This is a genomic window from Streptomyces sp. rh34 (assembly GCF_002551245.1).
GTDB lineage: Bacteria > Actinomycetota > Actinomycetes > Streptomycetales > Streptomycetaceae > Streptomyces.
This window is the reverse complement of sequence record NZ_NTGZ01000047.1, coordinates 1-25,223: the sequence shown is the minus strand read 5'-3', so window position 1 is coordinate 25,223 and position 25,223 is coordinate 1. Positions and strand designations below refer to the sequence as shown.

Below are 25,223 nucleotides of genomic sequence, written 5' to 3'. Positions count from 1 at the left end.
CCCGGGCGGGGCCCCGGCGCCAGGTCCCGGGCGACCGTGGGCCTGCGAGCCCGGCGGGCCGTGGGTGTCCGATACCCGCCGGTGCGCGGGCCCCGGCCCGCGTTTGCTGGGGGATGTCGTCGCAGCGACGGCGTCCCCCAGCAAAGGAACACCCCATGTCCAGCACCCTGTCCACCACCGCTCCCACCACCGTGCCCGCCGGCCTCCCGGCCCGCGCCGCCCTGGTCACCGGCGGCAGCCGGGGCATCGGCGCCGCGATCGCGCTGCGGCTCGCCCAGGAGGGAGCGGACGTCGCCGTCACCTACGTCCAGGACGAGGCGGCGGCCCGTGCGGTCGTCGCGAAGATCGAGGGCTTCGGCCGCCGGGGCGTCGCCCTGCGCTGCGACGCGGCGGACGCCGAAGCGGCCGCCGACGCCGTGCACCGGGCGGCGGACGCGCTCGGCCGGCTCGACATCCTGGTCAACAACGCGGGCATCGGCGTCCTCGGCCCGATCTCCGGGCTCGCCGGACCGGAGGTGGACCGGACGCTGGCGGTGAACGTGCGGGCGGTCTTCCTCGCCTGCCGGGCGGCGGCGGAGCGGCTGGCCGACGGTGGCCGCATCGTCTCCGTGGGCTCCGCCCTGAGCCGGCACGCGGGCGGACCCGGCTCCACCCTCTACGGGCTCAGCAAGTCCGCCCTGGTCGGGCTGACCAAGCCGCTCGCCCGGGAGCTGGGCCCGCGCGGCATCACGGTGAACCTGATCCAGCCCGGGCCCGTCGACACCGATCTCAACCCGGCCGACGGGCCGTTCGCCGAGGGCCAGCGCGCGGCGACCGCGCTGGGCCGCTTCGGCACGACGGAAGAGGTCGCCTCGCTCGTCGCGTACCTCGTGAGCGCGGAGGCGGGATTCATCACCGGCACGGAGGTCGTCGTGGACGGCGGCCACGCGGCCTGAGCGGCACCGCCTCGCGGAGTGCTCGCCCGCCGCTCCCCGGGCTGCCCCCCGGAGCGCTCCCCCGTCGGCCCCGTCCGGCTGCCCCCGTCCCCGCCACGCCCCTACGCTGGCCGGGACGGGGGCAGCGACGGGAAGGACGGGACCACGCACATGTCCGGCACACCGGTTCAGGCGCTCAACGACGGCACACGGCTCCCCGCGGTGGGACTCGGCACCTACCCGCTGGACGACGCGGCGGCCGAGGAAGCCGTCGCCGGGGCCCTGGAGCTCGGCTACCGGCTGGTCGACACGGCCCTCAACTACGGCAACGAGACCGGCACCGGCCGGGGCATCGCCCGCAGCGGCGTCCCCCGCGAGGAGGTCCGCCTCACCACGAAGGTGCCCGGCCGGCACCACGGGTACGAGGAGACGCTCGCCTCGTTCGAGGAGTCACGGGCCCGCCTGGGCGTCGAGTACGTCGACCTCTACCTGATCCACTGGCCGCTCCCCCGCGTCGACAAGTACGTGGACACCTGGAAGGCGATGATCCGGCTCCGCGAGGACGGTCTCGTCCGTTCGATCGGCGTCTCCAACTTCACCGCCGCGCATCTGGAGCGGCTGGAGCGGGAGACGGGCGTGCTGCCCTCGGTGAACCAGATCGAGATGCATCCGCTGCTGCCGCAGGAGGAGCTGCGGGCGGTGCACGCGGCGAAGGGCATCGTGACGGAGAGCTGGAGCCCGCTGGCCCGGGGCCGCCAGGTGCTGGAGGATCCCTCGACCGTGGCGATCGCGGAGGACCACGGGGTGAGCCCCGGCCAGGTGGTACTGCGCTGGCACACCCAGTTGGGCGCGGTGCCGATCCCGAAGTCGGCGGACCCGGGCCGGCAGCGCGAGAACCTCGATCTGTTCGGGTTCCAGCTGACGGCGCAGGAGCTGACGACGATCGCGTCCGGGCGGCAGCGGCGGTTCGGCGGCGACCCGGAGTCCCACGAGGAGTTCTAGGGCCTGTCGTCGGACTGCCGCCCGCCGCGCGGCGTCCGGGACGCGCCGGTCAGCGGTTGCGCGGGGTGACCTCCGCCATCCGGGACCAGCCGGTGCCCTCCACCTCGACGTTGATGATCTCGGGGACCTCGGCCACCAGCTCCGACATGGTCGCGATCGCCGCCTTGAAGTGGTCGGAGTTCACATGCGCCTCGCCCGCCGCCGCGTCGGCGAAGGCCTCCAGCAGGACGAACTCGTCGGGGTTCTCCACGCTGCGGGACCAGTCGAAGAAGAGGTTGCCGGGCTCGCCGCGGGTGGCGACGGTGAAGTCATCCAGACGGGCGAGCCACTCCTCGGGGTCGAGGGCGGTGAACTTGACGGCGATGAAGATCATGGGGGCTCCTGGTCGAGGCGACGGAAAGGCGCGGCTCGCACCCTCCGAGGCCTGCTCGCCGCACCCCGACCAGGGTGACACACCCGCACGTAACGGGATCGGCCGGGCGCACCTCGATCCCCCTGCGATCGCGGTGCGCCCGGCGCCCGGCGGGTTCGGGGATCAGCCGCCCAGCTCCCGGTGACGGGACGTCAGGGCGGCGGCGCCCTCGTCGGTGAGCGATCCGAACAGCCGGAGCCGGGAGATGCCTCCGTCCGGGTAGATGTCGATCCGTACGTGCGTGGCCCGGACGGTCCCGTCCAGGACGAAGCGGTGGTTGGTGTCGGGCTGGAGCCGGGTCCGGGGGAGGGCCTCCGTCCAGTCGCCGCCCTCGCCGTCCCGTACCGAAAGGCTCGCCCAGCCCGCGGAGTTGCCCTTGAGGTAGGCGGTGTCGATCTCGACGGCCCGGATTCCGGACTGCGCGGCGAGGCGGTAGCTGATCCAGTCGTTGCCCCGGTCGCGCCGGCGGCGGGTCTCCCAGCCGTCGTCCATCTTCCGTGAGCGTCCCGGCTGGATGGTGTTGGTGGCCGGGGAGTAGAAGCGGTCGGAGGCGTCCTCGACCTGGCCGCCGTTCTCCAGGGCCGCGAGGTCGAACGTGCCGAGCGCGCCGAGCCAGGCGGGGTCGGGGACGACCTCTCCGTACACGCGCAGCCGGGCGATCCCGCCGTCCGGGTGCTGGTTGACCCGCAGGTGGGTGAAGCGCTGCTCGGCGTCGACGGCGAACCCGTTGGCCGCGTGGCCGCCGACCGCCGTACGGGGGACGAGCGTCGTCCACTTCACGTCGGGGGCGAGGAGGTCCTCGGGGGACGGGGAGCCGGGCAGCGCGACCGCCTCGACGGAGACCGCCTGCGGGTAGTTGCCGCGGAAGTGGGCGGTGTCCAGGACGATGCCCCGGACGACGCCGGGCGCGCCGAGCCGGATGAGGGCCCAGTCGTGGTCGTCCGCGGTGGGGTGCGGTTCGGCGGCGCTGACCCCGCGTCGGCGGCGGGTCTCCCAGCCGTCCATGATCTTGCCCTTGTGCCCGAAGTGCTCCGGGTCGAAGACGGCGGGCCCGGGCTTGAGCAGGTTCTCGCGCTCGGCGAAGAACTCGTCGTTGGCGGCGATGACCCCCGCCCCGAGACGGCGGTCGGCCAGATCGACGAGGTGGGTGAAGGGGAAGTCGGCGGTGCGGTGGTCGGCGTACGGGTCGCCGCCCGCGTAAGGGCTCGCGTCGCCGGTGAAGCGCGGTATCGCGGCGTCCGTCATGGTCAGGGGTTCCTTTCGGGCACGGTGCAGGGGGCGCGTTCGGGGAGCGGGCCGGTGGGCGCGGTCAGGTGGCGCGTTCGAGGAGGCGGCCGGCGGGCTCGGCGAGGACGCCGTCGGAGGCGATGCGGACACCGCGCAGCCAGCTGGAGCGGACCACGCCGTGCAGGGTCTTCCCGGCGTAGGCGGTGACCTGGTTGCGGTGGAAGAGCTCGGCGGGGTCGACGGTGAAGGTCGCGTCGGGGGCGAGGACCGCGAAGTCGGCGTCGCGTCCGGCCTCGATGGCGCCCTTGCGGGTCAGCCCGGCCAGCGCGGCCGGGGCGGCGGACATCCAGCGGGCGACGTCGTCGAGGGAGTGGCCGCGCTTGCGGGCCTCGGTCCAGATGGCGGGCAGGCCGAGCTGGAGGGAGGAGATGCCGCCCCAGGCGGAGGCGAAGTCCGGGGTCTTGAGGTCCGTGGTGCACGGCGAGTGGTCCGAGACGACGCAGTCGATGGTCCCGTCGGCGAGCCCGGCCCACAGCGCGTCCTGGTTGGCGGCCTCGCGGATCGGCGGGCAGCACTTGAACTCCGTCGCCCCGTCCGGCACTTCCTCGGCGGTGAGGGTGAGGAAGTGCGGGCAGGACTCGACGGTCACGCGGACGCCCTCGCGCTTGGCGGCGGCGATCAGCGGCAGGGCGTCGCTGGAGGAGAGGTGCAGGACGTGGACGCGGGCGTTCAGCCGCCTGGCGTGGGCGATGAGCCCTTCGATCGCGGTGTTCTCGGCGTCGCGCGGCCGGGAGGCGAGGAAGTCCGCGTAGGCGGGTCCGGGGCGCTGCGGGGCCTCGGCCAGGTGGTGCGGGTCCTCGGCGTGCACGATGAGCAGCCCGCCGAATCCGGCGATCTCCGCCATGGAGCGGGCCAGCTGTTCCTGGTCCAGCTCCGGGAACTCCACGACGCCGGAGGGCGACAGGAAGCACTTGAAGCCGAATACCCCGGCCTCGTACAGGGGGCGCAGGTCCTTGACGTTGGACGGGATCGCCCCGCCCCAGAAACCGGTGTCGACGTGCGCCTTGGGGGCCGCGACCTGCTGCTTGACCCGCAGGTTCTCGACGGTGGTGGTCGGCGGGAGGGAGTTGAGGGGCATGTCCAGGAGTGTGGTGATACCGCCCGCGGCGGCCGCGCGGGTGGCGGTGTAGAAGCCTTCCCACGCGGTGCGGCCGGGGTCGTTCACGTGGACGTGGGTGTCGACCAGGCCGGGCAGCAGGACGTCGTCGCCGAAGTCCTCCATGCGGACGCCGGCGGGCGCCTCGGCGTCGTACGGCAGGACCGCGTCGATCGTCCCGCCCGCGACGGCGACCGCCGCCGGGCGGGTCCCCTCGGGGGTGACGACGCGCGTCGAGCGCAGTATCAGGTTCACGTCCGGACCGGACACCCGTGCTCCTTCACTCCAGGAATTCAACGAACTGTTGAAGCTTTCGATGGAGTCTTCACTTGTGGATCGCCCTCGTCAAGACCCCACCTTCCGCCACATGGACCTGCCGGACCACCCCTGCCGCGCACCTGGAGGTTTCCACAAAGTAAAAGTCATATTTCGGAGTGCGGAACGTAGCATGGGCCAGGAGGGGTGGCGCCGAGTCGCCCGCACCGACCGTCGGCACCCGGACAAAACAGCCCCTGACCGGCACCGACGCCGACCGGGGAGCTGTGGGCCGATCGGGAGCCGCCCGGTAGGCTGCTGCCTTGCCTTCCGCTTCGAAAGGACCGTTGACGTGCCGCCGTCCCACGCCAGCACAGCCGACTCCAAGCCCTCCGGTTCCAGCGGTGGGGTGCAGTCCCTTGAGCGCGCCTTCGATCTGCTGGAGCGGATGGCCGACGCCGGGGGCGAGGTCGGGCTGAGCGAGCTCTCCGCGAGCAGCGGTCTGCCCCTGCCGACCATCCACCGGCTGATGCGCACCCTGGTCGTCTGCGGATACGTACGCCAGCAGCCCAACCGCCGCTACGCACTGGGCCCCCGGCTGATCCGGCTCGGCGAGTCCGCGTCCCGGCTGCTGGGCACCTGGGCCCGCCCCTACCTCAGCCGACTGGTGGAGGAGACCGGCGAGACGGCGAACATGGCGCTGCTGGACGGGGACGAGATCGTGTACGTCGCCCAGGTGCCCTCCAAGCACTCCATGCGGATGTTCACCGAGGTCGGCCGCCGGGTCCTGCCGCACTCCACCGGCGTGGGCAAGGCGCTCCTCGCGCACACCCCCGCCGACGAGGTCCGCGCGCTGCTGGCCCGTACCGGCATGCCCGCCGCCACGGAGAAGACGATCACCACCCCGGAAGGCTTCCTGGACGCCCTGGAGCTGGTGCGCCGCGCCGGATACGCGGTGGACGACAACGAGCAGGAGATCGGCGTGCGGTGCCTCGCGGTCTCCGTGCCGAACTCCCCGACCTCGGCCGCGATCTCCATCTCGGGCCCGGCCGGACGGGTGACGGAGTCGGCGACGGAGCGGATCGTGCCGATCCTCCAGCAGGTCGCGGGAGAGCTGTCCGACGCGCTGGCGAGCAACGGCACGAACGGCGGCTGAACCCCGGAGACGGCGGGGCCGGAACACCGGGCCCCGCCGCTCCTCGTTCTCAGACCCGGGCCGGTACGGTCAGCCGCCCGTCGTCCATCGTCACCGTGCGGTCCATCCGCTCCAGGTGCGCCAGATCGTGGGTGACCAGCACCGTGGCGGTGGAGCGCTCCCGGGTCAGGGTGACCAGCAGGTCGAGCACGGCCGCGCCCCGCTCGTGGTCGAGCGCGCTGGTCGGCTCGTCGACGAGCAGGACCGCCGGCTCGTTCATCAGGGCCCGCGCGATGTTGATCCGCTGGCGCTGACCGCCCGACAGCTGGTGCGGCCGCCGGTCGGCGCGGTCGGCCAGACCGACCGCGTCCAGCAGCTCCAGGGCCCGGCGACGGGCACTGCGGGCGGAGTCCCCGGACAGGTGGCGCATCACCTGGAGCTGTTCGGCGGCGGTCAGCGAGGGCAGCAGGTTGGGCTGCTGGAAGACGATGCCGATGTGCTCCCGGCGCAGGGCCGCCCGCCCGGACCGGCCGAGGCCCGCCGTCGGCGTCCCGGCCACCACGACCTCGCCGGAGTCCGGGGTGACCAGGGTGGCGGCGGCCGCGAGGAGGCTCGACTTGCCCGAGCCGGACGGTCCGACGACGGCGGTGAGCGTGCCCGGGGGCACGTCCAGCGAGACCCGGTCCAGGGCGGTGAGCCGTCCCTCGCCGTCCGGGTAGGTGAGGGTGACGTCGGTCAGGGTGAGCGTCATCGGGCACTCCCGAGTGCGGTGAGCGGGTCGACGGCGGTGATCCGCCGGATGGACAGGGCGGCCCCGAGCGCGCCGAGGGCGATCATCACGGCGGCCGGGACGAGGACGGTCGCCGCGTCCAGGACGAACGGCACGGCTCCTCCGCCGATCAGGGCTCCGGCCCCGGCGGCGAGAGCGGTACCCAGTCCCGTACCGAGGGCGAGCATCACCACGGCCTGGCCGAGCGCGTCGCGCAGGAGGTACGGGGTCGACGCGCCGAGCGCCTTCAGCACGGCGACGTCGCCGCTGCGCTGGATCGTCCAGACGGTGAAGAACGCCCCGATGACGAGCGCGGAGATGGCGAAGAGGAAGCCGCGCATCAATTGCAGCGAACCGTTCTCCGCCTGGTAGGAGCCGATGGCCGTGAGGGAGTCGTCGAGCGTGAGCGTGCTGGTGCCCGCCGCCTCGTCCCCCGCCGCCAGGTCGACGCCACCGGTGGTGGTCAGGGCGATCACGGTCGCCTGTTCGGCGGGCCCGGCGCCGTCGTGGCCGATCCGCTGCCAGTCGTCCAGCGAGGTCCAGACCACAGGGGTGTGGCTGTACGAGGCGTCCGTGGCGACGGCGGCGACCTCGCTCTCGGTCCGGCCGAGGGCGATCCTGTCGCCCGCCGTGACGTCGAGCTCCTCGGCCGCCTTCTCGGAGAGCACGACCCGCCCCGGGCCGGTCCCCTCCGGCCCGAGGGCGCCGTCCGGGTCGACGCCGAAGGCCGACACGGCGGCGGTCCGCTCACCGGCGGCGGTGGCGTTCAGGGTCCGGATGCCGACCGGCTGCGCGGCCTCGACCCCGGGCTGTCCGGCCCACCTCCGCCAGTCGTCCTCCCGGACGGTCGAGTTGGTGAACGACTCCGCCTGCCCGTCGGGTGGCGCGGCGAAGGCCAGGTGGTCGGCGTCCAGGCCGGTGATGGCCGAGATGTTCTCCCGGGCCAGGCCGGCGGTCAGGCCGGACAGCAGGCCCACGAGCAGCGTGATCAGCACCACGACCGAGCCCATGAGCGCGAACCGGCCCCTGGCGAAGCGAAGGTCTCTCCATGCGACGAACATGGCTCCAGCGTCGTGCGGCGCGGGCGGGAAAACATCGCGCGGCGGACGGGCCCGGGATCAACCTTTCGATTGACCGGGTCCGGGGAGGCCGCGGCTACGCTGGACGGACCATGGATTCGCGTTCGCACACCCACGTCACGGCAGCCCTGCGGCTCTGTCTGCACGCGCTGCTGATGGGACTGCTGGTCCTGGTGGTCGTCCGCACGGTGAGCGGGCACGCGCCGCAGACGCCGGCGGTCGTGGTGGTGGCGGCGCTGATGGCGGCCTTGTACGCGGCGGGGCCGCTCTCCTCCTCCGTTCAGCCGGGAAACCGGGCAGGGGCCGTGTGGCTGGCGGGGCTCGGCGCCCTGTGGACCGCGCTGCTGGTCCTGTCGCCGGACGCGCTGTGGGTGGCCTTCCCGCTCTACTTCCTCCAGCTCCACATCCTGCCGATGCGGTGGGCGCTACCCGCCGTCGTGGTCACCGCGGGCGCCGCGATCACCGGCTTCGTCGTGCACCGGCAGGAGATCGAGCCCGGCGCGTTCATCGGGCCGCTGATCGGCGCGGCGGTCGCCGTCGCCACCGTCCTCGGGTACGACGCGCTCTTCCGGGAGAGCGAACGGCGGCGCGAGCTGATCGTGGAGCTGGTCGCCACCCGCGCGGACCTGGCCGAGGCGGAACGCACGGCCGGGACCCTCGCCGAGCGCGAGCGCCTCGCCCGGGAGATCCACGACACGCTGGCCCAGGGCCTGTCCAGCATCCAGCTGCTGCTGCGCGCCGCCGAGCGCTCGCTGCCCGAGGACGCGCCGGCCGCCGCGCATGTGCGGGCGGCCCGGGAGGCCGCGCAGGCGAACCTCGCAGAGGCCCGGTCCTTCGTCCGCGCGCTGACCCCGCCGGACCTGGAGCACGGTTCGCTGGCCGCCGCGCTGGAGCGGCTCTGCGCCCGTACGACCGTGCCGGGCCTGACCGTACGGTTCGCGGTGAGCGGGACTCCGGTGGAGCTGCCGACGCCGTACGAGGTGGCGCTGTTGCGGACCGCACAGTCGGCGCTGGCCAACACGGTGCGCCACGCGCGGGCCGGGCGGGCGGAGATCACCCTGAGCTTCATGGACACCTCGGTGGCGCTGGACGTCGTGGACGACGGGCAGGGCTTCGACCCGGCGGGGGCGCCGGTCCACGAGCGGGCCGACGGCGGCTTCGGGCTGCCGGCGATGCGGGCGCGCGCCGGGTCGCTCGGCGGTGCGCTGAGCGTGGAGTCGGCGCCCGGCCAGGGCACGGCGGTGGCGGTCACGCTGCCGCTGCCCGTCGCGGAAGCGGAGCGTGCGGCATGAACGGGGACCCGATCCGGCTGCTGCTGGCGGACGACCATCCGGTCGTCCGGGCGGGGCTGCGCGCGGTTTTGGACACCGAGCCCGGCTTCCGGGTCGCCGGCGAGGCGGCCACCGCCGAGGAGGCCGTCGCCCTGGCCGCGACGGGCGGCTTCGACGTGGTCCTGATGGACCTCCAGTTCGGCCCGGGCCTGCACGGCTCACAGGCCACGGCGACGATCACCGCCGCACCGGACGGCCCCCGGGTCCTGATCCTCACCACGTACGACTCCGACGCGGACATCCTGGCGGCGGTCGAGGCGGGGGCGAGCGGCTATCTGCTGAAGGACGCGCCGCCGCAGGAGCTGGCGGCGGCGGTGCGCACGGCGGCTGCGGGCCGCTCCGCGCTCGCGCCGTCGGTGGCGCACCGGCTGATGGACCGGATGCGCACCCCGGCCGAGGCGCTGACCCGGCGGGAGCTGGAGGTGCTCCAGCTGGTCGGGGAGGGCCTGTCGAACCTGCAGATCAGCAAGAGGCTGTTCCTGAGCCAGGCCACGGTCAAGTCCCACCTGGTGCACATCTACGCCAAGCTGGGCGTCGACTCCCGTACGTCGGCGGTCGCGGCGGCCACGGCCCGCAGGCTCATCCGCCGCTGAGGCCGGGCCCGCAGGCTCATCCGCCGCTGAGGCCAGGCCCGCAGGCTCATCCGCCGCTGAAGCCAGGCCCGCGCGTCGTGCGTCAGCCGCGCGGGGACTCCCCGAAGAGGTCGACCGCGTTGCGCACCTCGCGCAGGGCCGCGGCCACCGCGCTCACCGAGCCGATCGCCCCCGCGATCAGCAGCAGGGAGCGGCGCATCCGGGGGATCTCCGGCACGCCGCTGACGGCCATCGCGTCCAGGGCCGCCAGCTCGTCCTCGGCGATCGGCCGGTCCGGGAATTCGGTCCGGAGCCCGGCCAGTTCCCGGCGGAGCCGGGAGACGGCCATCCGCAGCTCGGCCACCCTCGGGTCCTCGTCGCTGCCGGTCAGGCGCTTCTGCCCCACGCTTCGCAACACAGCACTCCCCCTCGCACGTCCCTGTGCCGGTGTGACCCCCGAACCCGGGCTGTGGCCAAGTCCCCGGGTGTGCCCGCAAGTTAACGCCATAACAGGCAGTGCGCGCCAGCCCACGGAAAGAAATCGGGGTTACCCCTGAGGGTGACATGCGTGTCGCGTGTGCGAACCGCTCAGTGGTATCCAGACCCCATGGTCACGGACACGCCTACGGGCAGGACTACGGAGCGAACCGCGCACATGACTTCCGCCGCGAAGAACCCCGAGGTCGCTGGGGTACTCCTGGCCGCCGGAGGGGGCCGCAGGCTCGGCGGCCGGCCGAAGGCGCTGCTGGAGCACCGGGGCCGCCCCCTGATCGAACACGCGGTGCGCTCCCTGCGCAACGGCGGCTGCGGACCGCTGCACGTGGTGCTGGGCGCGGCGGCCGGGGAGGTGCGGGCCCGTGCGGATCTCTCGGGCTGCGCGGTGACCGTGAACCCGGGCTGGGAGGAGGGCATGGGTTCCTCGCTCCGCCTGGGCCTGGCCGCGCTGAGTGCGACGGACGCGGACGCGGCGCTCGTCCTTCTGGTCGATCAGCCCGGGATCGGGGCGGAGGCGGTGGCGCGGGTGCGTCTCGCGTACCGCTCGCGGGCGAGTCTGGCGGCCGCCTCGTACGGCGGGGAGCGGGGCCATCCGGTGCTGTTCGGCGCGGACCGGTGGGCGGACGTCGCGGCGGCGGCGGAGGGCGACCGCGGGGCGCGGGCGTATCTGCGGGAGCACCGCGATGCGATCACGCTCGTGGAGTGTTCGGATGTGGCCGAGGCGTACGACATCGACACCTCGCAGGACCTGCGACACCTGGAGTGACCGACGGGCGGAGGCGGTCGCCGCGCACAGTCCGTGGCCGCGTTGGCACGCTGCGCCGACGGCGGCCCGTTTCTGTCGACCCGGAGAATCTCGACATCAACAAACCATTGAACTTCCACCATGAGGAAACTACTATCCACTGGTCAGAAGCCCTCTGAACCTCAGACGGCACCCACGGCCGTATCTCGGAGCCATGGCACGCCGTGCCGTCTCAGGCGACCCGGCGGCCATGAGACGCCGCCGCCCGCTGAAGGAGTGACAGCTCATGTCCGCACCAGCGCCGTCCACGCTGGCCATCGTCGATGCCGAGCCCCTGCCCCGGCAGGAAGAGGTCCTGACCGACGCGGCCCTCGCCTTCGTGGCCGAACTGCACCGGCGGTTCACCCCGCGCCGCGATGAGCTGCTCGCCCGCCGCGGTGAGCGCCGCGCCGAGATCGCCCGCACCTCCACGCTGGACTTCCTGCCCGAGACGGCGGCGGTCCGCGCGGACGACTCCTGGAAGGTCGCACCGGCTCCGGCCGCTCTGAACGACCGCCGGGTGGAGATCACCGGTCCGACCGACCGCAAGATGACCATCAACGCCCTGAACTCGGGCGCCAAGGTCTGGCTCGCCGACTTCGAGGACGCGTCCGCTCCCACCTGGGAGAACGTGATCCTCGGCCAGCTCAATCTGACCGACGCCTACGAGCGCCGCATCGACTTCACCGACCCGGGGTCGGGCAAGTCGTACGCGCTGAACTCCGCCGGCGAACTCGCCACGGTCGTCATGCGCCCGCGCGGCTGGCACCTGGAGGAGCGCCACCTCCAGCTGGACGGCGTCTCCGTGCCCGGCGCGCTGGTCGACTTCGGCCTCTACTTCTTCCACAACGCCCAGCGTCTGATCGACCTCGGCAAGGGCCCGTACTTCTACCTGCCGAAGACGGAGTCGCACCTGGAGGCCCGCCTCTGGAACGACGTCTTCGTCTTCGCCCAGGACTACGTCGGCATCCCGCAGGGGTCCGTCCGCGCGACGGTGCTGATCGAGACGATCACCGCCGCGTACGAGATGGAGGAGATCCTCTACGAGCTGCGCGACCACGCCTCCGGGCTGAACGCCGGACGCTGGGACTACCTCTTCTCCATCGTCAAGAACTTCCGTGACGGCGGGCCCAAGTTCGTCCTCCCGGACCGCAACGCGGTGACGATGACCGCCCCGTTCATGCGCGCGTACACCGAACTCCTGGTCCGCACCTGCCACAAGCGCGGCGCGCACGCGATCGGCGGCATGGCCGCCTTCATCCCCTCACGCCGCGACGCCGAGGTCAACAAGGTGGCCTTCGAGAAGGTCAAGGCGGACAAGGACCGCGAGGCGCACGACGGCTTCGACGGCTCCTGGGTCGCCCACCCCGACCTGGTCCCGATCGCCCTGGCCTCGTTCGACGCGGTCCTCGGCGAGAAGCCCCACCAGAAGGACCGGCTGCGGGAGGACGTCTCGGTGGCCCCGGGCGACCTGATCGCCATCGACACCCTCGACGCCAGCCCGACCTACGACGGCCTGCGCAACGCCGTCGCGGTCGGCATCCGCTACATCGAGGCCTGGCTGCGCGGCCTGGGCGCGGTCGCCATCTTCAACCTGATGGAGGACGCCGCCACCGCGGAGATCTCCCGCTCGCAGATCTGGCAGTGGATCAACGCGGACGTGGTCTTCGAGAACGGCGAGCACGCCACGGCGGACCTGGCCCGCAAGGTCGCCGCCGAGGAACTGGCCGCGATCCGCGAGGAGATCGGCGAGGAGACCTTCACCGCCGGCAAGTGGCAGCAGGCCCACGACCTGCTGCTCCAGGTCTCCCTGGACCAGGACTACGCGGACTTCCTGACGCTGCCGGCGTACGAGCAGCTCCGCTGACCTCACCGTACGAGCACCGCCCCCGGCACCGCACAGCGCCGGGGGCGGTGGTGTGCGCCCGGCCGGGGTCACTTGCCCAACTACGCCGCAGGTACGTGTCGTAGCCGATCCTCGCCAGGGCCACCCCGCCGACGGTGACCGCCGTCGTCGAGACCCGGAGGTGGTACGTCGGACCGTCGGTCGCGGGTTCGCGTCCGGGGCCCGTGTCGCCCCGTGTGGCGGTGAGCGGGATACCGGACGGACGCGGGGGCTCCAGATGGGTGACGCTCGGGGCGTCGCTGCCGATGAAGCCGGGGGAGGTGATGGACGGCATGGCCGTCAGCCGTTCCAGGCCGGCGACGCGACCGTCCATCAGCGCGTCGACCCGTGTGCCCGGTCGTCGTCTCCCCTGTCCATGGTTCAGCCCCTTCGGTCCTCCGGCCTTCCGGGACCCATGGACCACGGGGTGCGGCGCGCCGCACCCCTCGAAGACGCCGGTCGGGCGGGCCTCAGTCCGTCAGGACGACTGTCCGCTGGGCCGAGAAGTCACCCCACTTGCCGTCCGGCAGCTTGGCCCTGAGCTTCACCGAATAGCGGGTGCCCGCCGGGTCGGAGAGGTGCAGCCGGTAGGTGGCGCGGCCCTTGGGAGGCGTACCGCCCCAGACGATGGTGGTGGTCAGCTTGCCGTTGAGATGGAGCTCGTAGGCGGGGATGACCCCGCCCGTCTCGGGCTGGTCCCAGGACAGGTCGAGGATGAACTCGGCGGCCTCCTTGCCGACCTCCGTGCGCAGACCGGTGGGGGCGGTGCTCGCGGGGGCGCCGGGGGCGGACTCGGTGGTGAGGTCGAACATGTTGCTGTCGGCCGAGGACTTGTCGGAGGCGTCCCGGGCCCGGACGGTGAAGGTGTAGACGGTCCCCGGGCGCAGCCCCGTGAGCTTCGCCGTGGTCGCGGAGGCCGGGACGCTGTGGATCCGGGAGTCCTCCTGGTAGATGTCGTACGAGGTGACGCCGACGTCGTCCTTGGACGCGCCCCAGGTGAGGGTGGCGCCACGGCTTCCGTCGGCGCTGCCCGTCAGCCTCGCCGGGGCGGTGGGGGGCGTGTCGTCCTTGGCCGGGGTGGCCTGGGTGGTGACGGGGACGGCCTTGCTGGGCCCGGAGAGGTTCCCTGCCGTGTCCTTGGTCCGCACGCTGAAGGTGTAGTCCGTCGAGGCCGCCAGCCCGTCGACGTCGATCATCGTCTTCGTCGCCGGGACGCTCTTGACCTTGGCCTTTCCCCGGTAGATCTCGTATCCGGCGACCTTCTCGTTGTCGGAGGCGCCCTCCCACATGACGTGCACCGAGGTGGAGCTGCTGGCCTGGGCGGTCACGCCCTTGGGGGTGCCGGGAGGCTGCGTGTCGGCTTCGGCGGTGCCACCGCAGGCGGAGAGGAGGGGGGCGAGAAGCAGGGCGGAACAGGTCAACGCGGCAGATATGTGGGGGCGTTGCACGGTGGTGCCTTCCATCCGGACAGCAATGGTCCAGACCTGTATGCCATGGCGTGGGGGTCGCCGACAAGAGGACGGCGAGGAACCTTCCGCTATGTGACGGTGTGCGCCGCCCACCGCCCGCCCGCGGTCCGGGCAGGACACGGGGCATGGATCATCGGGACCCGGGACCCGGGACCCGGGGTGCGGGTCTCGGGGTGCGGGTCTCGGATCACGGGTCGCGGGTCTCGGGTCTCGGGTGACGGGTCGCGGGTGACGGGTCGCGGGTGACGGAGCGATGAGTTTTCGGTGGTCGAGGGGTCTTCCCTGTATGGACGCACAGGAGACCCCCGTGTCGGATGTCGCCGCTCTTCCCGACCTGGAGCCGGCCGCCCGGCGGATCGCCGCGCTGCTCGGTCCGCTCGACGACAGCCGGCTGGACGGCCCCACCCCCTGCCCCGACTACGCCGTACGGGAGCTGCTCGGCCATCTCACCGGGCTGGCCACCGCCTTCCGCGACGCCGCCCGCAAGGATCTCGGGGCGAGCACCGCCGTGTCCCCCGACGCCGCCCTCCCCGTCCTCGACGACGACTGGCGTGAGGTGCTGCCCCTTCGGCTGGACGAGATGGCGGCGGCCTGGCGCTCACCCGACGCCTGGACGGGCATGACCCGGGCGGGCGGGGTGGAGCTGCCCGGCGAGGTGGCGGGGGCCGTCGCGCTCAACGAACTCGTCGTCCACGGCTGGGACCTCGCCCGGTCGACCGGGCAGCCGTACGCGGCCGGGGAGGCCGAACTGCGGTCCTGCGAGGCCCTGCTCGCCCCGGTGGGAAACGGCCCGGACGGCCCGGACGGCTCCGACGGCTCCGACGGCTCCGACGGCTCCGACGGCGACAGCCTCTTCGGGCCGCCGGTCCCGGTGCCGGACGACGCCCCGCCGCTGGACCGGGTGATCGCTCTCAGTGGTCGCCGTCCGGACTGGCAGCCGGGCAGCTGAGAGGGGCAGGCCGCCCACCGCCACACGGGCTCCGGACGCACGGCCCGGTTCGGATCCGGACCGCACGATCACGCACCCCTGACCGCGACGACGAGGCGGTCCAGGGGCAGCAGGTCCAGCACGGCTTCGTGGTGGTCCCGGGTCCAAGGCAGCCCGGCGTCCACGCGGGCCATGACGGCGGCGATCCGCAGCTCCGGCGCGCTGTCGGGGCCGACCGCCCCGGCCGCCGCGGGGCGGTGCCCTCCGGATCCGAGGCACGGTCGAAGTCCCTGGCGTCGATCATGGCAGCCGCCACGGACAGCGCCGTCGGCGCGGGAGCGCCTCAGCTGGTGAAGAACTCCGTAATGTGCGCGGCCACCTGGTCCGCCCGGGTCTCGTGCATCCGGTGGCCGCCCGGGACCGTGATCATCCGGCAGTCCGGGATGAGGGAGGCCACGTCGGCCTGGCGGTGCTGTTCCATCGCGCTCTCCGGGCCGCCGGTGATGATCATCGTCGGGGAGACGATGTCGCCGAGGGCCTCGTCGGCGTCCGGGCCGGGGTCGGCGAGCTGGTCGCGTACGGCGGGCACCGCGTTCTCGTCGTAGTCCACCGGGCCCTCGGCACGGCCCGCCGGGCCCGGGTCGCCGGGGAACGGGGCCGGGGTCTCCACCAGCACCAGCCGCTCCACCCGGTCGGAGTGCTCCTGCGCCACCAGCCGGGCGACGACCCCGCCCATGCCGTGGCCGACGAGGCCGACCCGGTCCAGCTCCAGTTCGTCGAGGAAGCCCACGACGTCCTCGGCCATCAGGTCCAGGTCGTAGTCGTCGGGCCAGTCGCTCTCGCCGTGGCCGCGCAGGTCCAGGGCGAAGACCCGCCACTCCTGGCCCAGCAGGGGGCCGGCCGCCTCCCAGTTCGCGGCCGAACCGCCGAGGCCGTGCAGCAGCACGACGGGCGAGCCGAACGCGTCGCCCCAGGTCCGGTACGCGAGGCGCACATCGCCGACATCCACAACAGACTGATCTTCCATGCCCCTGACGCTACAGCCGGCCGACGCCGGCCGGCTCCCGGGGCCCGGCCCCCGGCAGGCTGCGCGAGGGCTGAGGCACGCCGCAGGCCCGGTGGACCCGCGCGGGGTCTCACCGGGCCGCGGCGGCGGAGAGGGTCAGTGGACGCCCACCCCGGCGGCGGCCGGCACCACGTGCTCGCCCGGTGCCTGCTCCTCGTCCGTCGTGTCGGGCTTGCGGCCCAGGTGGTTGAAGGCGAGGTTCAGCACGATGGCCACCACGCAGCCGGTGGAGATGCCCGAGTCGAGGACGACCAGCAGGTCCTCGGGGAAGGCGTGGTAGAACCGCGGCGCGGCGATCGGGATCAGGCCGATGCCGACGGCCGCCGCCACGATCAGTGCGTTCTCGCCCTTCTCCAGGGCGGCGGTGGCCAGGGTCTGGATGCCGCTGGCCGCGACCGTGCCGAACAGGACGATGCCCGCGCCGCCGAGCACCGGCAGCGGTACGAGGGCGATGACCGAGGCGGCGACCGGAACCAGGCCGAGGACGATCAGGATCGCCCCGCCGACCGCGACGACGAAGCGGCTGCGGATCTTCGTCATGGCGACGAGGCCGACGTTCTGGGCGAAGGCGCTGCACATGAACCCGTTGAAGAGCGGGCTGATGGCGCTGCCGAGGGTGTCGGCGCGCAGGCCGCCCTCGATGATCTTCTCGTCGGCCGGGCGGCCGACGATCTTGCCGAGGGCCAGCATGTCCGCGGTGGACTCGGTCATGCAGACCAGCATCACGATGCACATCGAGATGATGGCGGCGATCTCGAACTGCGGGGCGCCGAAGGCGAACGGCGTCGGGAAACCGACCACGTCGGCGTCCTTGATGGCGCCGAAGTCGGTGATGCCGGCCGGGATGGCGATCAGGGTTCCGATGACCAGACCGAGCAGGATCGCGATCTGCTGGAGGAAGCCGCGCAGGAGCTTGCGGAGGGCCAGCACGATCACCAGGGTCACGGCGGCCATGGTGATGTTGGTCATCGAACCGTAGTCGTCGGCCGTGGCGTTGCCGCCCTGGGACCAGTTGAAGGCGACCGGGAGGAGCGAGACGCCGATCAGGGTGATCACGGTGCCCGTGACGACGGGCGGGAAGAAGCGGACCAGTTTGCAGAAGTACGGGGCGAGGACGAAGCCGAGGACGCTCGCGACGATGATCGCCCCGAATATGACGGCTATCCCGTCGTGTCCCCGGTCCTTGCCTATCGCGATCATCGGGGCGACCCCGGCGAAGGAGACGCCGTTGACGAAGGGCAGCCGGGCGCCGACCTTCCAGAAGCCGATGGTCTGGAGCAGGGTGGCGATCCCCGCGGTGAACAGACTCGCCCCCATCAGGAAGGCGGTCTCCTTGGCGGTGAGGCCGACGGCCGGCCCCACGATGAGCGGCGGGGCCACCACGCCCGCGTACATGGCGGCCACGTGCTGGAGGCCGCTGGTGAACATCTTCAGGGGAGGGAGGGTTTCGTCGACCGGATGCTTCCGGTCGGCTCCCGCTTCCGCGGCGGCGTCGGCCGTCGTGTCGGGGGCGGCTGCATCTGCGTCTTTGCGAAACCTGGGCTCAGCGGCCACGGCGGTTCCTCCGGTCGGTTACACGTCGTCGGCGACGTGGGGTTCAGGGAGGTGGTGCGTAAGTGGTGCGGTGGTGCGGCTCTCTCAGGTGGTGCAGGTGGGGCAGAGGGGGGTGCGGGGGCTCGCACTGGGGGTGTGTGCGGGCAGCGTTCATCACCGGTCCGGCGGGCGCGCACCATGCGCGCGTCCGCCGGACCGGCTGCCGTGGACCCCGCTCGGGTCCACGGCGGCCGGTCTCGGGCCGTCCCCCTCGACCGGCCGGTCGGGGATACCGCTCGGAATCAGGCTCCGGCGGCGATCTGCGCGAGGCGGCGGGCCTCGTCGCGGGTGACCCGGGCGATGGCGTCCTCGTCCACCGTGGTGAGGTGGCTGCCCTCGACGACCGGCTTGCCGTCGACGAGGGAGAGGGTCACCGGGGCGGCCGCGCCGAAGATGAGCGCGGTCACCGGGTCGGCGATCGAGGAGTGGGCCAGGGTGTCCAGCTTCCACAGGACGAGGTCGGCGAGCTTGCCGGCCTCCAGGGAGCCGATCTGGTCGGCGCGGCCCAGGACCTGGGCCCCGCCGAAGGTCCCGAGGCGCAGGGCCTGACGGGCGTTCAGGGCGGCCTCGCGGTGGGCGCCGAGGCGGTTGATGAGCAGGGCGTTGCGCAGCTCGGTGTGGAGTTCGCCGGACTCGTTGGAGGCGGTGCCGTCCACGCCGAGGCCGACGGGAACACCGGCGGCCAGCATGTCGGGTACCCGGGCGATCCCGGCGGCGAGGCGCGCGTTGGAGGACGGACAGTGGGCGACGCCCGTTCCCGTACGGGCGAAGGCGGCGATGTCGGAGTCGTTCATGTGAACGCAGTGGGCCATCCACACGTCGGCGCCCAGCCAGCCGGTCGACTCGAAGTAGTCGGTCGGGCCCATCCCGAACAGTTCCTTGCAGAACTGCTCCTCCTCGACGGTCTCCGAGCCGTGGGTATGCAGCCGTACGCCCTTGCGCCGGGCCAACTCGGCGCCCTGGCGCATCAGTTCGGTCGAGACGGAGAACGGCGAGCAGGGCGCGACGGCGACCTGGGTCATGGCGTCGAAGGAGGCGTCGTGGTGGGCGTCGACGGTGGCCTCGGTGGCGGCGAGCGCGCCTTCGAGGGTCTCGACGGCGAAGTCCGGGGGCAGGCCGCCGTCCTTCTCGCTGCGGTCCATGGAGCCCCGGGCGAGGGTGAACCGTACGCCCATGTCGCGGGCGGCGCCGATGATCGCGCCGGAGAGGTCGCCGGAGCCCTTCGGGAAGACGTAGTGGTGGTCCATGGCGGTGGTGACGCCGCCGCGGGCCATCATGGCGAGCGAGCCCTGCGCGGCGGCGCGGGCCATCGGCTCGTCGATGCGTGCCCAGGTCGGGTAGAGCGCGACCAGCCAGTTGAAGAGGTTGTGGTCGGTGGCCAGGCCCCGGGTGATCCACTGGTAGAAGTGGTGGTGGGTGTTGACGAGTCCGGGTGTGGCGAGGTGCCCGGTGCCGTCGATCCGCCGGACGACTCCGGTCAGGCCCTCCGGAGCCTTGCCTGCGCCGATGGACTCGATGCGGTTGCCCGCCACGACGATGTACCCGGACGCGTACTCCGTGTCGTGCGCGTCGACGGTGGCGATCGAACAGTTTTCGATGATGATGCGCTGAGGGTCTGCCGAAGCTGCCATGGCGCTTCCTTCTTCTCTCTGTGGCGATGTGGGCACGGCAGGACCCTAGGAGGATTTGAGTGCCACAGCGGTGCGGCTGTGGGTGCCGAGATGGTGGAAGAACAGGTTGAGCACGACCGCGACCAGTGCTCCCGCGCTGATCCCGGAGCCGAGGACGGTCTGCGCCCAGGACGGGAATCCGGCGTAGAAGGCCGGCGCGGCGAGCGGGATGATGCCCGCGCCGAGCGCGACGGCGACCAGGATGATGTTGGAGCTGTCGTCCAGACCCGCCTCGGAGAGCGTACAGATGCCGCTGACCGCGATGGAGCCGAAGAGGACGATGCCGGCGCCGCCGAGGACGGGCATCGGGACGAGCGAGACGACCGCGCCCAGCACCGGGAAGGCGCCGAGGACCAGCAGGGCACCGCCCGCCGCCGCGACGACGTACCGGCTGCGCACGCGGGTCAGCGAGACGACGCCGACGTTCTGGGCGAAGGCACTGGTGGGGAAACCGCCGAAGACCGGGCCGAGGAGGGTGGCGATGCCGTCCGTGCGCAGGCCGCGGGTGATCGTAGGGCCGTCGGTGCGGCGGTCGCAGATCTCGCCGAGGGCGAGCATCCCGGCCGAGGACTCCGTCATCAGGACGAGCATGACGATGCAGAGGGAGAGGATCGCGGCGGGGTGGAATTCCGGCGCGCCGAAGGCGAAGGGGGTCGGCAGGGCGGCGAGCGGTGCGGACCTCAGCGCGGAGAAGTCGGCGAGGCCGAACGGAATCGCGGCGAGCGTGCCGACGAACATGCCCATGAGCAGGGCCACTTGCTTGAGGAAGCCGCGGCCGAAGCGCTGGATGAGCAGGATGACGACGAGTGTGAAGGCGGCCAGCGCCAGGTACTTCATGGCGCCGAAGTCGGCGGCGGTGGCGTCGCCGCCCTGCGCCCAGGCGACCGGGACCGGCATCAGGGTGACGCCGATGAGGGTGATGACCACGCCGGTGACGAGCGGCGGGAAGAAGCGCAGCAGTCTGCCGAAGAAGGGGCCGACCGCCAGGCAGAAGACACCGGCGACGAGCACCGCCCCGTAGATCGCGGGGAGTTGGTGTCCGGGTGCGCTGGTCTCGGCGATGGCGAGCATCGGCGCGATCCCGGCGGACGAGGCGGCGTTGACGAACGGGAGCCGATTGCCGGCGAAGCGGCCGAGACCGACGGTCTGGAGGATGGTGGCGAGTCCGGCGATCAGGAGGCTCGCCGCGATGAGCCGGGTCATCCCGGCGGTGTCCAGGCCGACGGCCTGGCCGATGATGAGCGGAGGGGTGACGACGCCCGCGTACATGGCGGCGATGTGCTGGAGCGCGGCGGGGACGAGCCGCGCGGGAGGAAGCTTCTCGTCGACCGGGTGAACCGCCGTGTCGGCGAGGGTTTTCGAGGGGTCTTTGCCTGGGCCTTCGGCCGGCCTCGTTGCAGGCTGTGCCATCGGTGTTCCCTCCGGGATGACCGGCCCCCGCCCGTCGTTACGCGGACGGCGGCCGGTTCAGTGCCGCGTCAGAGGTTGGTCATGTCGACCGGGATCTTCGGCTCGACGCCGTCCCGGAGCACGGTGGCCTCGATCAGACCGTAGGGACGGTCCGCCGCGAAGTAGACCTCATTGTCGTTCTTGAGGCCGAACGGTTCGAGGTCCACCAGGAAGTGGTGGTTGTTCGGCAGCGAGAACCGGATCTCGTCGATCTCGCTGCGGCTGTTGATGATGCGCGAACCCATCTGGTACAGGGTCTGCTGGAGCGAGAGGGAGTACGTCTCGGCGAAGGCGTGGAGCATGTGCTTGCGCGCCTGCTCGTAGGACTTCTCCCAGTTCGGCATCCGCTGCTCGTCGCTGGTCCAGTTGTAGCGCCAGCGGGCGGAGACGTCCGTCGCGAGGATGCGGTCGTACGCCTCCTTGAGCGTCGTGTACCGGTCCTTGACGTAGCCCCAGAACTCGGAGTTGGTCGAGTTCATCACCGTCAGGTCCTTGAGGCCCGAGATGACCTCCCAGTTGTCGCCGTCGTAGGTGATCTGGGAGACGCGGGTCTCCTGGCCCTTGCGGACGAAGGAGTGCTTGACCTCGTCGGCGCCGATGAACTTCGAGTTGCCGTCGGAGGTCGCGATGCGCTCCCAGCTGTACTCCTCGATCCGGATCCGGGCGCGGTGGATCGGCTCCTGGGAGGAGACGAAGTGCCGGGCGAGGTGGATGCCGAACTGCTCGGCGGACTCGATCCCGTGCTCCTTGGCGAACGCGAACACCGTGTTCTTGGTGGTGTCGGTCGGCAGGACGTTGGCGTTGGAGCCGGAGTAGTGCACGTCGTCCATGTCGCCGGAGAGGGCGACCGAGACGTTCAGGTCCTTGATGTGGTGGGTGTCGCCGTCCCGCGTGATCTTTACGACGCGGTTCTCTGCTTTGCCGTACTGGTTCTGGCCGAGAATCGTGGGCATGTCGGTGCTAGCTCCCTCGGTAAACGGAGTAGCCGAACGGGTTGAGCAGCAGCGGTACGTGATAGTGCTCGCCCGGGGCGACCGCGAACGCGATGGTCACCTCCGGGAAGAACGCGCCGCTGTCCCTTACGCGGGGGGCGTCCTGCTGCGCCTCGGCTTGCTTCTTGGAAAAATACGCCTCGGTGTCGAATACGAGACGCACATGGCTTGTTCCCTCCGGCAGTGCCGGGAGGTCCTTGCAACGCCCGTCCGCATCGGTCGCGGACGCTCCGAGCGTCACGTACGGCGTGTCGCTTCCGCTGCGGGCGGCGAGCGAGACGGTGACGGACGCGGCGGGGCGGCCGATGCTGGTGTCCAGGATGTGGGTGGACACCGATGCGGTCGTGTCGGTACTCAAGACCGTCACTCTCCTAGATCTCAAGAGTCCTGTGCGGGAGCGCCCTCTGCGAGGGTCTCCGTCACGAGACGGGTCAGCCGGATGCGGTTGATCTTGCCCAGTTCGGTGCGCACGATCTCCTGCTCCTGCTCGGGCGAGTTCCCGATCCGGGACTTCACCGCGTCGCGCATCTGCTCACCGGTGGCGCCGGTGGCACAGATCAGGAAGACATGTCCGAACCGCTCCTGGTAGGCCAGGTTCAGTTCGAGCATCTCGGTCTTGAGCTCCTCGGAGGCGCCGGCCATCCCCCGCTGCTCACGGGAGGAGGTCGGGTCGCCGGGCTTCGGGCGGCCGATCGGCGGGTGGCCCGCCATCGCTTCGGCCAGGTCCTCCGCGGTGAGGTTCGCCATGGCGGCGTCGCTCGCGGAGAGCAGGGCTTCTTCGGTGGCGTACGGGCGCCCGGCGAGGAGGGTGTTTCCCCAGGTCGCACTGGCACAGACCTCGTGCAGTGCGGCGGTGGCCTCGCCGTCCGCCAGGGTGTTGAACCGGGCGAGGCCCGGTGTGGAGCTCGAAGTCACGGGAGCCTCCGTGGCTGCTTTTCGCTGTGCGTTGTTCGGGCTGCGGATAGCTAACGCCCTCCACAACACGACGTCAACACTTTGTTGAAATCTCGCGAACGAAGAAAGCCGCCGTCCCGGCATGCGGACGGCGGCTTTCCTGTGTGTTCGGCCAACTACTCACCCTTGGCCGCATGTTCCCGGTTCAGGTAGTTGTACACGGTGAACCGGGAGACGCCGAGGGCGCCGGCGACCGTCTCCACGCCGTGCCGTACGGAGAAGGCACCGCGTGCCTCCAGCGTCCGGACGACGCCCTGCTTGGCCTTGCGGTCCAGGTCGGCGAGCGGCATCCCGTGCCGTCGTTCCATCGCGGCGAGGATGTGGTCGAGCGAGTCGGAGAGCTGCGGGAGACGTACGGCTATGACGTCCCGCCCCTCCCAGGCGAGTACGACGTCGTCCGGCTGGGCCCGATCCGGGCCCAGCAGCTCCGCGCCCATCGCGTCGACGAGCGGCTTGACCGCGGAGACCAGCGGATGGTCGAGCGTTGCCGAAGGGTTGTCGGACGTTGCCGAGGGGACGCCGCCCACTGCTGGGGGGGCGTCGGCCGCAGCCGGGGGGTGATCGGTGGATTCGGTCACGGTGCGTCCCCCTCGACCACGTTCACCTGGAGCGATACCCGGGTGGCGCCCGAGGCCAGGGCGCGCCGCAGCAGGGAGTCGACGGCGGTGAGCACCTCGTCCGCGCCCCCTTCCGCGGTGTTGCCGAAGGGGCCGACGTCCACGGCGTCGAGCCCGGCGCCCTGGATCACCTCGCGGGCCACCACCGCGTGGGTGGGCGCCTCGTCGAGATCGAACGGCTCGGTGGTGAATTCCACCCTCAAGCGCACTGTGCCTCCATGATGTCCTCGCCCCGGGTGCGGGCCCCCGCGGCTCGGCCACGACTGTAACCGCTGGACGGGGCCCGCCCCGGTGCGCGCGGGGCCCCGACGGCCGGACTTACGGAAGCGGCAGGACGCAGACCGCGACCGGAGCCGGGAAGGGGGCGCCCGCAGCGGTCAGGGAGCCGTCGGGGCCGACCCCGAACACGGTGACGGTGGAGGAGCGCTGGTTCGCGGCGAAGAGCAGGGAGCTGTCCGGGGACAGGGCGAGCTGTCGGGGCCAGTCGCCGCCGACGGGCACGGTGTCCAGCAGTCGCAGGACCGCCCCGTCGCCCTCCACGGCGTAACGGGTGAGGCTGTTGTGGCCCCGGTTGGCGAGGTAGACGTACGCCCCGTCCCCGGTGACCACCGGCTGGGCGGGGTAGCTGGTGCCGGATCCCGTACCGGTGGACTGCCCGGGCCCCGGGGTGAGAGCGCCGGTGGCGGGGTCGTACCCGCAGACGACCATGGTGTCGTCCAGCTCGCAGGCCAGGTACGCGAAGCGCCCGCCGGGATGGAAGGCCAGGTGGCGGGGGCCGGAGCCGGGAGCCAGAGCGGCCCGGGAGACCTCGGTGAGCGTACCGGCCGACACGTCGAGCGCGTACGTGTACACGGTGTCGGTGCCCAGGTCGACGGCGAGGACGTGACCGCCGTCGGGCGAGGTGACGACCTGGTGGGCGTGCGGCCCGCCCTGGCCGGGTCCGGGCGGCGGCGAACTGTGGGTGACCAGGTCGGTCCGATCCCCCAGGGAGCCGTCCGCGGCGATCGGGTGGACGGCGACGCTGCCGGAGGTGTAGTTGGCGCTCAGCAGCCAGCGTCCGGAGGGGTGGACGGAGAGGTGAGTGGGGCCGGAGCCGCCGGTGGGACGGCTGCCGAGCACCTCGTACGTCCCGTCCGGCGTGATCGCCACGGCGGTGACCGCGCCCGCGCCCTGCTCGGCGACCGCGTAGACGGTGGCGCCTGAGGGGTGCGGGGCCAGGTAGGAGGGGTTCTCGACGCCGGTGATCACCGGTCCGGGGGTGATCGCGCCGGTGCCGGTGTCGTACGCGGCGGTGCCGATGCCCGTGCCGCCCCCTCCTTCGGAGGTGTACGTGCCGAGCAGCAGCGGGCGGGTGGCGCGCGGGGCGACGGGCACGGGAGCGGGACGGGCGGCCGCGGGGGCGGGGGCGGCGGCCAGGGCGGCCCCCGCGAGCAGACCGCCGAGGCTGTCTCTTATACACATCTCTGATG

The 25,223-nt window shown here is 72.2% G+C and carries 25 protein-coding genes; 8 read left to right on the top strand and 17 right to left on the bottom strand.

The genetic code is table 11. The annotated features are described in order from the left end of the window. Positions 1–155 precede the first annotated feature (155 nt). Positions 156–935 (top strand): SDR family NAD(P)-dependent oxidoreductase, encoded by a 780-nt coding sequence (locus tag CR470_RS12135; RefSeq protein ID WP_097867601.1) that lies wholly within the window; start codon positions 156–158, stop codon positions 933–935. A 150-nt stretch (positions 936–1,085) separates the two neighbouring features. Then, positions 1,086–1,916 carry an aldo/keto reductase gene (locus CR470_RS12130; protein WP_097867600.1) on the top strand — a complete coding sequence of 277 codons (831 nt, stop codon included), beginning with the start codon at positions 1,086–1,088 and terminating at the stop codon, positions 1,914–1,916. Positions 1,917–1,965: 49 nt separating this feature from the next. Here CR470_RS12130 and CR470_RS12125 read toward each other — a convergent pair whose 3' ends face one another. The 3 genes from CR470_RS12125 to allB all read right to left on the bottom strand — a co-directional run bounded on the left by CR470_RS12125 (position 1,966) and on the right by allB (position 4,981). Next, positions 1,966–2,289 carry a putative quinol monooxygenase gene (locus CR470_RS12125; RefSeq protein WP_097867599.1) on the bottom strand — a complete coding sequence of 108 codons (324 nt, stop codon included), beginning with the start codon at positions 2,287–2,289 and terminating at the stop codon, positions 1,966–1,968. A 162-nt stretch (positions 2,290–2,451) separates the two neighbouring features. Next, positions 2,452–3,573: an allantoicase gene (alc, locus tag CR470_RS12120; RefSeq protein ID WP_097867598.1), complete on the bottom strand. Its 1,122-nt coding sequence runs from the start codon at positions 3,571–3,573 to the stop codon at positions 2,452–2,454. Between the two features lie 64 nt (positions 3,574–3,637). Beyond that, the gene (gene allB / locus CR470_RS12115) at positions 3,638–4,981 is read right to left on the bottom strand and encodes an allantoinase AllB (protein ID WP_097867597.1); all 1,344 of its coding nucleotides are present in this window, start codon (positions 4,979–4,981) and stop codon (positions 3,638–3,640) included. Between the two features lie 337 nt (positions 4,982–5,318). Between allB and CR470_RS12110 the strand changes: the two genes are divergently transcribed. Further along, on the top strand, positions 5,319–6,122 hold the full coding sequence (locus tag CR470_RS12110; RefSeq protein ID WP_097867596.1) for an IclR family transcriptional regulator: 804 nt from the start codon (positions 5,319–5,321) through the stop codon (positions 6,120–6,122). Positions 6,123–6,171: 49 nt separating this feature from the next. Here the strand turns inward: CR470_RS12110 and CR470_RS12105 are convergent, their stop codons facing one another. Both CR470_RS12105 and CR470_RS12100 read right to left on the bottom strand, forming a co-directional pair. After that, positions 6,172–6,852 (bottom strand): ABC transporter ATP-binding protein, encoded by a 681-nt coding sequence (locus CR470_RS12105; RefSeq protein ID WP_097867595.1) that lies wholly within the window; start codon positions 6,850–6,852, stop codon positions 6,172–6,174. Further along, a complete protein-coding gene (locus CR470_RS12100) occupies positions 6,849–7,931 on the bottom strand; it encodes an ABC transporter permease (RefSeq protein WP_097867594.1) in 1,083 nt (360 codons plus the stop codon). The genes CR470_RS12105 and CR470_RS12100 overlap by 4 nt, the downstream gene beginning before the upstream one ends. 110 nt (positions 7,932–8,041) lie before the next feature. Between CR470_RS12100 and CR470_RS12095 the strand changes: the two genes are divergently transcribed. Both CR470_RS12095 and CR470_RS12090 read left to right on the top strand, forming a co-directional pair. Next, positions 8,042–9,241 (top strand): sensor histidine kinase, encoded by a 1,200-nt coding sequence (locus tag CR470_RS12095; RefSeq protein ID WP_097867593.1) that lies wholly within the window; start codon positions 8,042–8,044, stop codon positions 9,239–9,241. Then, positions 9,238–9,873, top strand: coding sequence for a response regulator (locus tag CR470_RS12090; RefSeq protein WP_097867592.1), 636 nt, complete (start codon positions 9,238–9,240; stop codon positions 9,871–9,873). Before CR470_RS12095 ends, CR470_RS12090 begins: the two co-directional genes overlap by 4 nt. 82 nt (positions 9,874–9,955) lie before the next feature. Here the strand turns inward: CR470_RS12090 and CR470_RS12085 are convergent, their stop codons facing one another. Then, entirely contained in the window at positions 9,956–10,258 is a 303-nt protein-coding gene (locus CR470_RS12085) for a DUF5955 family protein (protein WP_097867591.1), read from the bottom strand. A gap of 249 nt (positions 10,259–10,507) precedes the next feature. On the opposite strand from CR470_RS12085, the gene CR470_RS12080 reads away from it, so the two are divergent. Together CR470_RS12080 and aceB are read left to right on the top strand one after the other, a co-directional pair. Further along, complete coding sequence (locus CR470_RS12080; RefSeq protein ID WP_097867590.1) at positions 10,508–11,113, top strand: nucleotidyltransferase family protein; 606 nt, start codon at positions 10,508–10,510, stop codon at positions 11,111–11,113. A gap of 265 nt (positions 11,114–11,378) precedes the next feature. Next, positions 11,379–12,998 carry a malate synthase A gene (aceB, locus tag CR470_RS12075; protein ID WP_097867589.1) on the top strand — a complete coding sequence of 540 codons (1,620 nt, stop codon included), beginning with the start codon at positions 11,379–11,381 and terminating at the stop codon, positions 12,996–12,998. A gap of 488 nt (positions 12,999–13,486) precedes the next feature. On the opposite strand, the gene CR470_RS12065 is transcribed toward aceB, so the two are convergent. Next, positions 13,487–14,479 (bottom strand): fibronectin type III domain-containing protein, encoded by a 993-nt coding sequence (locus tag CR470_RS12065; protein ID WP_097867588.1) that lies wholly within the window; start codon positions 14,477–14,479, stop codon positions 13,487–13,489. 292 nt (positions 14,480–14,771) lie between these two features. On the opposite strand from CR470_RS12065, the gene CR470_RS12060 reads away from it, so the two are divergent. Next, complete coding sequence (locus CR470_RS12060; RefSeq protein ID WP_097867587.1) at positions 14,772–15,434, top strand: TIGR03086 family metal-binding protein; 663 nt, start codon at positions 14,772–14,774, stop codon at positions 15,432–15,434. A 322-nt stretch (positions 15,435–15,756) separates the two neighbouring features. Here the strand turns inward: CR470_RS12060 and CR470_RS12055 are convergent, their stop codons facing one another. The 10 genes from CR470_RS12055 to CR470_RS12010 form a co-directional block, all read right to left on the bottom strand. Then, positions 15,757–16,440 carry an alpha/beta fold hydrolase gene (locus CR470_RS12055; protein WP_097867586.1) on the bottom strand — a complete coding sequence of 228 codons (684 nt, stop codon included), beginning with the start codon at positions 16,438–16,440 and terminating at the stop codon, positions 15,757–15,759. 135 nt (positions 16,441–16,575) lie between these two features. Next, positions 16,576–18,033: a nucleobase:cation symporter-2 family protein gene (locus tag CR470_RS12050; RefSeq protein WP_097867585.1), complete on the bottom strand. Its 1,458-nt coding sequence runs from the start codon at positions 18,031–18,033 to the stop codon at positions 16,576–16,578. Between the two features lie 281 nt (positions 18,034–18,314). Next, positions 18,315–19,703: an 8-oxoguanine deaminase gene (locus tag CR470_RS12045; protein WP_097867584.1), complete on the bottom strand. Its 1,389-nt coding sequence runs from the start codon at positions 19,701–19,703 to the stop codon at positions 18,315–18,317. A gap of 45 nt (positions 19,704–19,748) precedes the next feature. Next, on the bottom strand, positions 19,749–21,152 hold the full coding sequence (locus CR470_RS12040) for a nucleobase:cation symporter-2 family protein (RefSeq protein ID WP_097867583.1): 1,404 nt from the start codon (positions 21,150–21,152) through the stop codon (positions 19,749–19,751). A gap of 68 nt (positions 21,153–21,220) precedes the next feature. Then, positions 21,221–22,144, bottom strand: coding sequence for a factor-independent urate hydroxylase (pucL, locus tag CR470_RS12035; protein WP_097867582.1), 924 nt, complete (start codon positions 22,142–22,144; stop codon positions 21,221–21,223). Between the two features lie 7 nt (positions 22,145–22,151). Further along, positions 22,152–22,541 carry a hydroxyisourate hydrolase gene (gene uraH, locus CR470_RS12030; RefSeq protein ID WP_257138592.1) on the bottom strand — a complete coding sequence of 130 codons (390 nt, stop codon included), beginning with the start codon at positions 22,539–22,541 and terminating at the stop codon, positions 22,152–22,154. Positions 22,542–22,561: 20 nt separating this feature from the next. Then, complete coding sequence (uraD, locus tag CR470_RS12025) at positions 22,562–23,098, bottom strand: 2-oxo-4-hydroxy-4-carboxy-5-ureidoimidazoline decarboxylase (RefSeq protein ID WP_097867581.1); 537 nt, start codon at positions 23,096–23,098, stop codon at positions 22,562–22,564. Between the two features lie 155 nt (positions 23,099–23,253). Beyond that, the gene (locus CR470_RS12020; RefSeq protein ID WP_097867611.1) at positions 23,254–23,574 is read right to left on the bottom strand and encodes a helix-turn-helix domain-containing protein; all 321 of its coding nucleotides are present in this window, start codon (positions 23,572–23,574) and stop codon (positions 23,254–23,256) included. Between the two features lie 137 nt (positions 23,575–23,711). Further along, positions 23,712–23,963, bottom strand: a complete 252-nt coding sequence (locus CR470_RS12015) for a hypothetical protein (RefSeq protein ID WP_097867580.1) — start codon at positions 23,961–23,963, stop codon at positions 23,712–23,714. 109 nt (positions 23,964–24,072) lie between these two features. Next, positions 24,073–25,215: a lactonase family protein gene (locus CR470_RS12010; RefSeq protein ID WP_097867579.1), complete on the bottom strand. Its 1,143-nt coding sequence runs from the start codon at positions 25,213–25,215 to the stop codon at positions 24,073–24,075. Positions 25,216–25,223 lie beyond the last annotated feature (8 nt).